General features: G+C 43.4%; 14 protein-coding genes and 1 pseudogene. 6 read left to right on the top strand and 9 right to left on the bottom strand.

Going from position 1 to position 12,358, the window contains the following annotated elements:
• Positions 1–107: 107 nt before the first annotated feature.
• The 4 genes and pseudogenes from rpiA (at position 108) to CPG39_RS09685 (ending at position 4,059) form a co-directional block, all read left to right on the top strand.
• Positions 108–767, top strand: coding sequence for a ribose-5-phosphate isomerase RpiA (gene rpiA, locus CPG39_RS09670; RefSeq protein WP_172424106.1), 660 nt, complete (start codon positions 108–110; stop codon positions 765–767).
• A gap of 58 nt (positions 768–825) precedes the next feature.
• A complete protein-coding gene (phoU, locus tag CPG39_RS09675) occupies positions 826–1,533 on the top strand; it encodes a phosphate signaling complex protein PhoU (RefSeq protein WP_013646214.1) in 708 nt (235 codons plus the stop codon).
• Positions 1,534–2,324: 791 nt separating this feature from the next.
• Positions 2,325–3,263 (top strand): annotated as a pseudogene (locus CPG39_RS09680) (IS30 family transposase).
• Positions 3,264–3,603: 340 nt separating this feature from the next.
• Positions 3,604–4,059 carry a hypothetical protein gene (locus CPG39_RS09685; protein ID WP_231990273.1) on the top strand — a complete coding sequence of 152 codons (456 nt, stop codon included), beginning with the start codon at positions 3,604–3,606 and terminating at the stop codon, positions 4,057–4,059.
• Between the two features lie 23 nt (positions 4,060–4,082).
• Here the strand turns inward: CPG39_RS09685 and CPG39_RS09690 are convergent, their stop codons facing one another.
• From CPG39_RS09690 to CPG39_RS09700, 3 genes are read right to left on the bottom strand one after another with little or no spacing between them, the layout of a single operon-like run.
• On the bottom strand, positions 4,083–4,550 hold the full coding sequence (locus CPG39_RS09690; RefSeq protein ID WP_096293119.1) for a c-type cytochrome: 468 nt from the start codon (positions 4,548–4,550) through the stop codon (positions 4,083–4,085).
• 13 nt (positions 4,551–4,563) lie between these two features.
• Positions 4,564–5,103, bottom strand: a complete 540-nt coding sequence (locus CPG39_RS09695) for a DUF411 domain-containing protein (RefSeq protein ID WP_096293121.1) — start codon at positions 5,101–5,103, stop codon at positions 4,564–4,566.
• Complete coding sequence (locus tag CPG39_RS09700; protein ID WP_096293123.1) at positions 5,100–5,552, bottom strand: cupredoxin domain-containing protein; 453 nt, start codon at positions 5,550–5,552, stop codon at positions 5,100–5,102. Before CPG39_RS09700 ends, CPG39_RS09695 begins: the two co-directional genes overlap by 4 nt.
• A gap of 149 nt (positions 5,553–5,701) precedes the next feature.
• Here CPG39_RS09700 and ttcA point away from each other — a divergent pair, with 149 nt between their 5' ends.
• Positions 5,702–6,610 carry a tRNA 2-thiocytidine(32) synthetase TtcA gene (ttcA, locus tag CPG39_RS09705; RefSeq protein ID WP_096293125.1) on the top strand — a complete coding sequence of 303 codons (909 nt, stop codon included), beginning with the start codon at positions 5,702–5,704 and terminating at the stop codon, positions 6,608–6,610.
• On the opposite strand, the gene CPG39_RS09710 is transcribed toward ttcA, so the two are convergent.
• The 5 genes from CPG39_RS09710 to cutA form a co-directional block, all read right to left on the bottom strand.
• Entirely contained in the window at positions 6,607–6,927 is a 321-nt protein-coding gene (locus CPG39_RS09710; RefSeq protein ID WP_231990440.1) for a DUF2784 domain-containing protein, read from the bottom strand. The genes ttcA and CPG39_RS09710 overlap by 4 nt on opposite strands.
• A gap of 413 nt (positions 6,928–7,340) precedes the next feature.
• Positions 7,341–7,679, bottom strand: coding sequence for a BON domain-containing protein (locus CPG39_RS09715; RefSeq protein ID WP_013646207.1), 339 nt, complete (start codon positions 7,677–7,679; stop codon positions 7,341–7,343).
• Between the two features lie 331 nt (positions 7,680–8,010).
• Complete coding sequence (locus tag CPG39_RS09720; RefSeq protein ID WP_096293128.1) at positions 8,011–8,598, bottom strand: TlpA family protein disulfide reductase; 588 nt, start codon at positions 8,596–8,598, stop codon at positions 8,011–8,013.
• Between the two features lie 63 nt (positions 8,599–8,661).
• Complete coding sequence (gene dsbD / locus CPG39_RS09725) at positions 8,662–10,599, bottom strand: protein-disulfide reductase DsbD (RefSeq protein WP_096293129.1); 1,938 nt, start codon at positions 10,597–10,599, stop codon at positions 8,662–8,664.
• 12 nt (positions 10,600–10,611) lie between these two features.
• The gene (cutA, locus tag CPG39_RS09730) at positions 10,612–10,935 is read right to left on the bottom strand and encodes a divalent-cation tolerance protein CutA (protein WP_096293131.1); all 324 of its coding nucleotides are present in this window, start codon (positions 10,933–10,935) and stop codon (positions 10,612–10,614) included.
• A gap of 145 nt (positions 10,936–11,080) precedes the next feature.
• Between cutA and CPG39_RS09735 the strand changes: the two genes are divergently transcribed.
• Entirely contained in the window at positions 11,081–11,278 is a 198-nt protein-coding gene (locus CPG39_RS09735; protein ID WP_013646203.1) for a hypothetical protein, read from the top strand.
• Between the two features lie 5 nt (positions 11,279–11,283).
• On the opposite strand, the gene CPG39_RS09740 is transcribed toward CPG39_RS09735, so the two are convergent.
• A complete protein-coding gene (locus tag CPG39_RS09740; RefSeq protein ID WP_231990274.1) occupies positions 11,284–12,294 on the bottom strand; it encodes an ornithine cyclodeaminase family protein in 1,011 nt (336 codons plus the stop codon).
• Positions 12,295–12,358: the final 64 nt, after the last annotated feature.

Genomic DNA, 12,358 nt, shown 5'->3' on the forward strand with positions numbered 1-12,358 from the left:
CTTTTTGAGAGTACTCCACAATTTATTCTCTAAGTAATAGAAGCATTGTCTAAATTAACAGATAACGCTATCCTGATAACGATATTATCATTTTCGTAAAGGGCATCATGACACAAGACGAACAGAAACGTGCAGCAGCGATTGCTGCAATTCAATATATTCCAGTTGATTGTATTGTTGGAGTAGGGACAGGTTCCACCGCTAACTATTTTATTGATGAGCTGGCTAAAATCAAACATAAAATTGAAGGGGCTGTTGCGAGTTCCGATGCAACGGCACAAAGACTTAAGGAACATGGCATCGAAGTATATGATCTCAATAATGTTATTGATATCCCTGTTTATGTTGACGGTGCAGATGAGATCACTGAGAATTTGCATATGATCAAGGGTGGCGGTGGCGCATTGACACGAGAGAAGATCGTTGCCGCGGTAGCACAGAAATTTATTTGCATTACTGATCAGAGCAAGTTAGTAAATATTCTTGGCAACTTCCCTTTGCCTGTAGAGGTCATCCCGATGGCGCGCAGCTATGTTGCGCGTGAAATTGTTCATTTGGGTGGGCATCCGGCTTTACGTCACGACTTCGTCACGGATAATGGCAATATCATACTGGACGTACACGGATTACAAATTATGAACCCTATTGAACTGGAAACTACGCTTAATCAAATTGCCGGTGTTGTAACCAATGGTCTTTTTGCACGACGTGGGGCGGATACGCTATTATTGGGAACAGATAACGGCATACGTGTAATTTCTATTTGACTTTTAATATTCAGTAGCCAAGAACTGTATTCTTCGCTACCAACCAAAGGCGCGCGATATGGCAAATAAAGAGCATATTTCTAAGCAATTTGATGCTGATCTTGAAGAAGTTCGTACACGCGTCTTGCAGATGGGTGGTTTCGTTGAAGAGCAAATCGAGTATGCAATAGAGGCATTGACGAGTGGTAACGAAGAGCTTATCGATCAGGTCATTACACGTGATCATCGTGTCAACGCCATGGAAGTATCGATTGATGAAATCTGTAACCAGATCATTGCGCGTCGCCAACCAACCGCCAGTGATTTACGTATGATCATGATGGTAATTAAAACGATTACTGATCTAGAACGCATCGGTGACGAGGCGGCGAAAATTGCTCGGATGGCGAAGTTGATATACTCATCTGATCGTATGCACATTCCGCGCTTCAATGAAATCAAACATGTCGCCAGTATTGCAATGGACATGTTGCATAAAGCGCTTGATTCCTTTGCTCGATTGGATTTAAATGCAGCCGCACAAATTGTCAGACAAGATGAGTTTGTAGATGAGGAGTTTCGTTCTATCTTGCGTCAATTAATTACGTTTATGATGGAAGATCCAAGAAAAATCTCTACGTGCCTGGAAATAGTATTTATCGCCAAAGCAATAGAACGTATTGGAGATCATGCAAAAAACATGTCAGAGTATGTTGTTTACATGGTAAAAGGCAAAGATGTGCGCCATGTAACGGCTGACCAAATTGAACAGGAAATCAGAGAATAATATGAATTTTTTTCTTGTGTCAGATAGCGGTGCTGTATTTTATGATCCCGATATACGAAGTATTTCATTAACATGTAGTAATTCAGATTTGATCAGACAGTAGGTCTTGCTAAAGGGTGGGCTTACTACCCAGTTTGATAAAGGTGCGAATCTTTATCAACCAAGCGTGAAAGCGCAAAGGAGTAATCCCATAAGTAGTGTCCAACACAATGTCATCACACACGAGATTGGTTTGCTTAACCTGGAAGCCGAGATTGGCAATGTATCCCGCGCCTCAAAGTGATGGGTTTTTCTTGCGATACTTTCTGAAATCTTTGCAAAATCAAGAAAAATTCCTATTTTAAAGTGTGCTGTCAAAAATGAGTCCATTGATTAAGCTGCGAGTAGATAGCCTAATCCTTCTTGCTGAAAGCCGCTCTCGGATACATCAAGTACCCGACACATGAGCGCACAACCGGATAGCTCTAACTCAAGTTCAGCCAGTAGCTGACTGATGCTTGCCTATTGCAGCGAATTCCCCTCGTGTGTCAACATAAACCCAGTTCTTTAGTGTCCCTTGGGATAACGACAGTCGTTTTGCTGCCGCTACCAGAGTCAATCCACTTTCTTTAAAAGCTTAACTGATCAAGCACATTGTTATCGATCTAAGATTCAAGTCTTAAATTAAAAAGACCTGTTAGTTAATAATCAGGCGGATTCAAGTTTGAAGTGCAATTTTGAATAACGCAGGTCAGGGGGGTTGGATGCGGTAGCATCTGAGCCTTTTTGACCATCCAGTCGAAATTGCAAAGATGAACTACACACACCTAACCCGAGAAGAGCGATACCAGATATACGTCTTGAAGAAAGCGGGACACACACAAAGCGAGATCGCCACCGTCATCGACCGAAGCGTATCAACTGTCAGCTGAGAGTTAGCCCGTAACCGCGGGGCGCGTGGCTATCACCCCAACCAGGCGCATAACAAAGCAGTCGAGCGGAAAGCCATCAATGCGCGGGCGATAGACGATGCAACCGGGCAATTTGCACAAGAGAAACTCATGCTGCAATGGAGCCCAGACCCGATCAGCAACTATGCAGACATCAGCATTGAGACAGTGTACCAGAGGGTTTATGCCGACAAACGAAACGGTGGCATTCTTTGGAAGAATCTGCGCTGTCAGAAGCAGCGCCGAAAGCGTTATGGCAAGACAGACCGGCGCGGCATCATCCCCAACCGCCAATCCATTGAGCAACGTCCGGCTATCGTCGATGCTAGAAGTCGTATCGGCGACTGGGAGGCAGATACCATCATCGGCAAGAACCACCGGCAGGCCATCGTCAGTCTGGTCGAGCGAAAGACGGGATACACGCTGATTCGCAAGGTGGAGCGGAAGACCGCCGAGGCAGTGATAAAAGCAACCACTCGCCTGCTCAAGCCACACCAAAAACGGGTGCATACGATTACTTCCGACAACGGGCGGGAATTCGCCGGACACGAGGAGATCAGCAAACAACTGGACGCGGACTTCTATTTCGCCCACCCTTACGCTTCATGGGAACGAGAAACGAACGAGAATACCAATGGACTAATTCGGCAGTACTTCCCCAAAAACAGCGACTTCACCACGATTACACGACAGGAGATAAATACAGCAATGGAAAGATTGAACAATCGACCTAGAAAACGGCTTGGATACAGAACACCTAATCAGCTATTCTTCACATCAGGCGTTGCACTTCATATTTGAATCGGCATCAGACAATAAGCGATTTCCACCGGGTACATCCGATCATCACACATATATAGACTATTTGATTGACTAAGCAGATCAGCAACAATTACTATCTTCAATCAGACTTTATGTTCTTTACAATCACCATATAGAAGCGAGTCTTGTTTTTGATGGCAGCGGTAAAACGACCTGATCATTGTAATCAAGATTATCAATTATGGTCGGTATCAATACCATGAGGAATAAAAGCGTTTTGGTTTGTAGAACTCTTAAATAGAAATTCACTCCATTGATAATGAGTGTAGAATCAATAGCATTTTGGAAAATTCTTATTGAATAATACAACCCTGTCGTCATGCATTTAAAATACAAGCAAAACGACAATTTATTTATTAATTTTCATACCATGCAATTTATTCTTTTATTGTTATTTTTTGTTTTCGCCGATGCAATTTGGGCGAATACAGAAGCGCTTGATCAAGAGGCACAAGTGCGTGCGCTTGAAAAAACCTTAACGCGCATACAACAGGAATCTCAATCAACCTATCAGCAATTTCTGATGATTCAGGAGTTGCGCCGTAACGAAATGGCAGAAGTTCCTCAAGCTGTAAGACTGCCCAATTCACCCTCGCAGAGCATTCCGATTCCAAACTATGAAGACTTAATTCAACTTAAGCAGGAAAAACAAGAACGAATTGACAAATATACAACGGATTTGGATCATCTTTATGCACGCTACCGGGAACTGGAAGATGAAAAACAAGCAATTTTCGAGCAAATCCGATCACTCGCAAAAAAGCCGGGAGAATAATTCTTTTAAAACTTATTTACTGGTTATTTAGTTTCAAAATTTTTGTACCAAATATCATAAATTTCATTCGACCATAAAGACTTTATCCATACGATCACATCATCGACTTGCTGCTCTGTCAGTACCCCCTCCCAGGCAGGCATCGAACCTATGTCTGGAGGAGTTCCTTTGAGAATTGTTTTTTTCAGAACATCAGTGGAGTGATGCCAAGCATGCGCCGAACTGTCCAACGGGGGCGGCGGATATTTACCCTCAGAATTCGGCTTGCGCCAATGTGGCGTCGCTTCCCCATTGGGGCCATGGCAGCCTACGCAATGGGTTGCATAAACAGCTTCTCCACGCACGATTTGCGCATCATCTAAATTTCTTATTATCAATCCTGTCTTGGGGTCAATCTGATGCTGCCCCAGCGCAAGGTCTGTAGAAAAAAAATTCCCGCACCCAATTAATACCATTGCCGCAGCATAAATCAGAAAATGTCGCATTCTCATGAAATTAAAATGCTTATTTTAAGCGCATGACTGAACTGTTTCTATTCTCTACTTCCAAATTTTGCGGTAATGGCTCGGTTTTTTTGGCATATGGATCATAACGGTTATAGATAGTAGCATTCGTACGAGTTTGATCACGTTCTTTGAGCAAGAAAACATTATAGGGATCGCTACGGGATCCTTCCATACCAGGAGATCCATGCGGCATATCTGGAACAGCCAATCCTATCGCTTTCGGTTTTTCTTTGAGCAGCCTGATGATATCGGGCGCTGGCACATGTCCTTCGATCGCATAGCCATTCACCAGTGCCGTATGACATGAGCCAACCGTTTCTGAGATTCCCGATTTCTTTCTGATCTCTTTATTACCTACATCGTGTGTCTTTACGGTAAAGCCGTAGTCGCGCATATGGTCAACCCATTTAGCGCAACATCCACAAGTTGGGCTTTTATAAACTTCTACGGTTGCTGTAGCTAAGGCCTGTGTAGCAACACCCAACAAGCTGAATGTGATGATCGACTCAACTAATAGTGTTCTTATTCGTATTTTCATTTTTTCTCCACAATAATTTTTCCACGCATTTTTTTAAAATGACCAGGCAAAGGACAGGCAAAATCAATGACTCCTGCACTCGTAAATTGCCAGATCAATTCTTTTTGCTCACCAGGCTCCAGTTGTAGCAAATGGGCTTCAGTGTGCTCCTTTTCAGGATACATACTTCGCATCTTAGCAACTTTTTTAAGTTCTGCCATCGAACCTATCAACATTTCATGCGTGTGATTACCGCCATTTTTGATCACAAACTGGATCGTTTCACCTTCATTTACTGCAACTTCAGCGGGCAAAAACATATTATCCACCTGCGTCAGTTTAATAATGCGTGACACTTTATCTAAATCGCCCGGTCTACCAATATCGAATTCCAAATTGGAATGATTTGCAGTCGAGTAACTATCGGTTGAAAACAAGACCAAGATCACCAATGGTATAATTCTACTCATAGAATTCTCCTGAAAATAATTCCTGAACTCGTTTATCCATCTTGCTTAGAATTCGGTTATGCTAAATTGTTCCAATTCATTTGTCTAATATTCTGCTAAACCTACCCTACTATCAATAAATTTTTAGTTCCTCAGCATCTTCGTAAAGTATGATTAAAAAACAACAATATAATGCTAACAAACTACAAAAACGCTTGAGACGACAAGTAGGAACAGCCATTGCTGATTTCAACATGATCGAAGCGGGCGACAGAATCATGGTGTGTTTGTCCGGAGGTAAAGACAGCTATGCATTGCTGGACATCCTTCGCAATCTTCAAATTCATTCCCCAGTGAATTTTGAACTGATCGCAGTGAACCTGGATCAAAAACAGCCAGGTTTTCCTGAGCAGGTATTACCCAATTATTTGACACAAATTGGTATGCCTTTCCAGATAGTGGAACAGGATACCTACAGCGTTGTTAAGCGTGTGATTGCCGAAGGAAAAACCACCTGCAGCTTGTGCTCGCGGTTACGTCGTGGTGTGCTATATCGTGTGGCCAGTGAACTTGGAGCCACTAAAATTGCATTGGGGCATCATCGCGATGATATCCTAGAAACCCTATTTCTGAATATGTTTTACGGAGGTAAGCTCAAAGCGATGCCGCCCAAACTGGTTAGTGATAATGGCAGGCACATTGTTATCCGGCCACTGGCTTATTGCAAGGAAAAGGATCTGACAGCATATGCAGAAATTTCAGATTTCCCGATTATTCCCTGTAATCTGTGCGGATCACAAAAAAACCTGCAACGTCAAGCAATCAAAGAAATGATGCAGCAATGGGATAAAAAATTTCCAGGTCGACTGGAAACTATGTTCCGTTCGATACAAAATATCCAGCTATCGCATCTAGCCGATACCTCACACTACAATTTCGTTAGTCTCCAAGCGCAGGATCAGCCTTTCGAAAACGGCGACACGGCATTTGACGAAGAAACATTTGAATCCAATATTGAAGAAATGCTTGCTCTTGGAGCAGAAGAAGCAACCGATCGTCCCCTGGTTCCGCAAAGCTAATCGGCATTTATACGTCTGAGCGGTACCCATTTGAAAGTCATTGCCACCAGACCAGCAAACAAGCTATAGACAATAACCAGGATTGGCTCTGGCACATTGTAGAATATTATGAAATGAAGCCAATGCTGAATAAAACTCTTGTCCGTTTCAATCTGGCGCAAGCTATTTTCCCATAGGGTTAATGGACAAGCGATACCCAGTAGTGATTCAGCCACAACGAATAAAATAGCGACAAGATGCAGATAGCGAAACCAAGGGTTTCTGACAAACATCAGCTTCAACCACGCGCCTACCCAGATGATCGGCAAGCTCCCCACCACAAAAAGGACATAAAGAAAATGAATAATTAGAACTATGTCAGCTAAGAGCATTTCAACTCAACAAAGCAAGCTTCTACTTTTAATAAAGCACCCCGCCGCAAGCAGCGGGGTATTAACTGCGCTCTACAATCTGCTGGTTTTCAACCAGCTTTCGCCCCAAGGGGGCGGGGAATTAAACCCGCAGAGATTAAGGAATCGCTGAATGACTGTTATTCCAAACTTAGCAGGAAGTTAATTGTACTGATTATCAACATACTCTACGCTTGGATGATATGTGCAGTTTATTCATAGATTCCTTGATGAATTACTTGCAAATGTTTCTCGGGTAACATTTATAATGTGTCAGTGAATAGCTAAACATATCAATGACAACTGTATTTGTCCACTCGGCATCTATTTGCACAAACTAATCAGTAATCATCGTAAATTGACCCGATCAGCATATCATTCTTGATTGATTTTATGCCATCAATAGCACGGGCAATTGCAATTGCTTTGTCCATATCGTCACGGGAGCTTACATAACCACTGAGTTCTACAACGCCTTTAATTGTTCTGACATTGATATCAAAGCGTCTCAACGATGGTTCATCGATGATTGCTTCATAAACTTTTGTGGTAATACGCACATCATTGAATTTTTCTTCCATCAGCAATTGTTCAGGAGTCGATGCACAGCCTGAAAAAATGAATATTTGGATAACTAAGAAAAAAACAATGAAATGACAACCGCTATCTCGTCGCATCATAATGAGGCCTCCTAAATGATTATCGGAAAAATATCCTCCTCACACTTAGATTTGAAACCCTTGCCGTCCAACCTTCAGAATTACATTCAATCAAAAAAGCTCAGCAGGTTATTATTGAACCCTCTGGTAAGTATTAGCAACAATCAAAATGCGAGGTAATGTATGGACAGAGTAGCTCGCATGAACGTCAATGAACAAAGCATTCCATTCCTGTTGATAATATTACATCATTATCTTTGATGGAGATTGTTTTTTTGGCAAAGTAACTTGAGTCGATTATGCATTGATGTATTTATTTTTTGACTGACATTATTTTATCCCAATAACATTTTTAGCTGGTTTGTATGGATGGCTCGATTTTCGGTGGTTCATTCAACAATGGAATGATCATTTTTTCCAGCTTTTTTAGATTAACACGCCCCAAATAGTTTTCGACCAGCTCCCCTGAGCGATTGATTACCACAGTATAGGGTAGCGCAGAATGGCGATTTCCCGCGGCTTCTAACAATGACCAGGTATTAAAACTGCCCACCAATACCGGATAATTGATGCCAAATTCCTGACTGAACATTTTGACTTTATCGGTTTGGTCAATGGCAATACCGATAAAAATCAACCCTTGCTCTCCATATTTTTTTTGCGCTTCAATGAATTCTGGAATTTCCTCGCGACACGGTGTACACCAGGTAGCCCAAAAATTCACTACCATGACTTTTCCCAACCACTGCGAAACCTCTTGATTTTCTCCTTGCAAATCTGGCAAGCTCGCAGAAAGAATAGCTTGAGCGCCTTGCTGGCTTTCTTCACTGGACAATTCAGTTTGATACGCCTCAGACAGCAAGGTGCGCAAGAATGATCCCGCCCCCAGAGCGAAAATTGCGACGCAAGAATACAAAATTATCTGCTTAAACTTCGACATTGTTTCATCCTTAGAAAATGTTTTGATAGAACACTGCGACGGATTGATTGCGGTAGCGTAGCTTTAAATCAGAACAGCGTTCAACACCGTCAAGAAATCATTGTTGTTGAGAAATCCAATGATCTTAATATCAGGAATGTCATAGCCTTGACGATCAATAAATAAAATACCCGGTGGCCCAAACAATTTAAACCGTCTAAGTAACGCGGTATCATCCGGAGTGCCCTCCGTGACATCAACCTCCAGCAAAACCACTTCTTTCAGTCGAGCTTGAACTTTAGCATCGGAGAACGTAAATCGATCCATTTCTTTACATGAAACACACCAATCGGCATGAAACCTGACCATGATGTATTTATCTCTCGATAACTGGATCTGTTCATCCAGTTCAGCAATGGTTTTTACCCGCTGAAACGGCAGGGTTGCATAACCCGCGGGTACAGTTTCTCCAAAGCCAGGGTTTGTCGCATCCGCTAGGTTGAGTTTCGAGAGTGGCTGCAAAACATCCCGGCTACCGGACAAAACACCGATCAACAATGCAACACCCACCAGCAAAGCAATGACACCCACACCTTTGAAAAATTTTTGTAAACCCGAGGCCCTTTGTGGCAATGGATCAATCGCCTGCAGATAAATTGCGGAGATGATCAACAGCACAGCCCATAACAACATATACACAACTTCGTTAATCACCGGAGAAATAATCCAGATTGCAACCGCAAGTAGCAGCACGCCAAAGAATTGCTTGATCGACTCCATCCATGCACCAGCTTTCGGCAGTAAAGCACCGGCCGATGTTCCCAACAGCAACAGCGGCATCCCCATGCCCAGAGCCATGACAAATAATGCCGAACCGCCCAGAACCACGTCCCGGGTCTGGCTAATATATAGCAAAGCACCTGCCAGCGGCGCAGCAACACAGGGGCCGACAATCAACGCAGACAATGCCCCCATACCGAATACACTGGTTAAATGTCCGCCTTTCAGCTGGCCAGCTTCCTCAGATAACCTGGTTTGTAACGTTCCGGGCAGTTGCAGCTCATAAAAACCAAACATGGAAAAGGATAGCAATACAAATATCACTGCAAACGTGCCAAGTACCCAAGCATTTTGCAAGGCCGCAGACAACATCGCACCTGATAATCCGGCTGCCACACCGGCAATCGCATACGTAATCGCCATACCCAGTACATAAGCCAGCGCCAGGAGAAACCCATGACGCTTTGTTACATTCTTCCCGTGATTGGCAATAATCCCTGATAAAATCGGAAACATCGGAAACACGCAAGGTGTGAATGAGAGAAACAAACCAACCACGAAGAATCCTGAAAGAATGAGCCAATAATCGCCCGTTTCAAACATACGCTCAATTTTGTACGATTCGGTTTCAATCGCAGGTGATCGGGATGGCATCTGAAACAATTCAGCAGTGGTATCGATTCCCGCCGCCGTAGCTTGGCTACTCACTGCTCCGGCAATCGCTCCAATCGCTGCTTTTACCGCCGGCAATGTCAAATCGATCACTTTGTGTATCGGCGCATAACATACTCCGACCGGTTCATTACAACCCTGATAAGTTGCCTCCAGTGTCAACGGTTGCTCGCTTGCAGGATGCGTACGCGTTAATGAAATGACCGCCTGAACGGGGCTGTAATATACTTCCGTATTGCCAAAAGTCATGTCCTCTTTCATTTTTCCGGATGGCAGCATAACTTTTTCAATTACCATACCTTCTTGCTTCGGCTCAAAAACAATTTTATCGCGATACAGGTAATAATCCTTTGCCGGCGTCAAATGTGCAATGAGTGTATTTCCATCCCGCACTTCCACTGAAATCTTGAACGCCTCATCCGGTGGCAAAAGCTCTTGTGGATTGCTTTGACCCAGATTAATACCCAATCCTTGCAATTTTTGGAATAAACTAAAAGATCCACCTTCCTGAGCAAAAGCTTGTGGACAAGACAAACATACTATCAGTAACAAAAGTTGGAGTAATCGCATTGGTATTCAATATTATTTAATCAAGGTTGTTTCGTCGGCAATCCACTGCAAATAAGCAGGTAATCCGCTCAATATAGGAACCATAATCACTTCAGGAAGTTCATAAGGATGCATCATCTTGATCAACTGTTCAACCCGTTCATAATGTTGCCGTTGGGTTTTGATCAACACCGGAGTCTCCTCTGCCGAATCCATAGCACCTTGCCAGCGGTAAATTGATGTACACGGACTCAAGGCATTAACGCAAGCAGCCAAATGTTGATCAATCAAAGCTTCTGCCAAAGCAAGCGCACTTTTCTTATCGGGAAAATGAGTAATAATGAGCACTGGTTCCATGTGTATTATCAATTGATGCTAAAAGACTAATTTTACCCTGCTTAACGTCAATTGCCAGATGGGATTTTGAACTTTGGCGTTCTGGGCATACCTTGCCAATTGGCATATACTTTAAAAAAACAATTTATCGGAAGGAATTGAAAAAATGAAAGGATTATTTAATTTAGTGATAGCACTTTCAATTATTGCCCCTGTTACTATATTTTTTGGCTACATTATCATGGATGAAGGTGACCAATTCACTGCCGAGCACTATATGGTGACTGGACTTAGTGCAATTCCGTTTGTTTTCGCGTTACTGATTAAATTTTTAATGACGGGTGCTGAAAAAAATAACGGATAATGATTTCAGGATGTTATCAGGGTACCTTGTGACTGCCCACACGCACGTTGATAAGCTAATCCGGACACAGCCAAATCTCCTAGCGCCAACCCTCTGAATACAAAAGCAGTTCGCTCATCTGCACTTTGACGCCCCGCTGTTTTACCTGTTACTAAGCCTGTCAAATCACCATGCACCAACACTGGATCAACCAACGGTTCAGGCATCCCAGCTTCCTGTTCCAGATCATCGATAATAATTCGTTCCAATACCGACATACTCTCACTTAGCCACGGCGCAGCCAGATCGGTCATGGTGACGAATGTGCCGGGTTTTAGCCAGCGTGCATCCAGAAATGGCACCAGCTGAGGCGACAAAGTCACGGACGTAACGATCAAATCCGCATCTTGAATAGCCTCTTGTGCAGTTTGTGTTGTAATGACTGATAAGCCCATTTCATTTGCACTACGGCAAAATGCATCGCGGCTGGCCGCACCCCGTCCAAACACATTAATTCTCTTTAGTTGAAAAATCTCGGCCAATGCTCGCAAATGGCTCAGGGCTTGCACCCCACACCCGATAAATGCAGCGATAGAAGCGTCCGGTCGTGCAAGTCGCTTGGCAGCGACCGCACTTAATCCGGCAGTACGCACTGCAGTGACCCAATTGCCATCGATGATCGCCAATGGCTGCCCGCTTCGGCTATCGAGCAAGGTTACCAGCGCGTTAATGCTTGCCAATTCGTATTTGGGGTTTTCTGGATTGAGTACTAGTGCTTTGACCGCAAGAAATGGGGGATTGTCAGCCGCAGCCAGCGTTGCCATCATGTATCTTCCATCCGGCGGGGTAATTACGGCTTTGGGGGCATTCCAGGCCTGCTGCTGGGTTTTCGCAAATAATAAATGCTCGATGCTGGCAATGACATCGTGCGTGGTTAGTTGCAAGCTCTGCAAGGAACTTTGTGATAAGTAGCGAATCACTGGCAATATTCGAACTCCTGTTTTTTGAAAAACGTAGCTGAAGGCTAAATTAGCCATATTAACAATCGGCTGCTATAATGTCGCCCCCACCGTAAGGACTAATCGCTTATTTTTGAGGAAT

Origin of the sequence: Nitrosomonas ureae (assembly GCF_900206265.1) — a bacterium.
Classification (GTDB): domain Bacteria; phylum Pseudomonadota; class Gammaproteobacteria; order Burkholderiales; family Nitrosomonadaceae; genus Nitrosomonas; species Nitrosomonas ureae_C.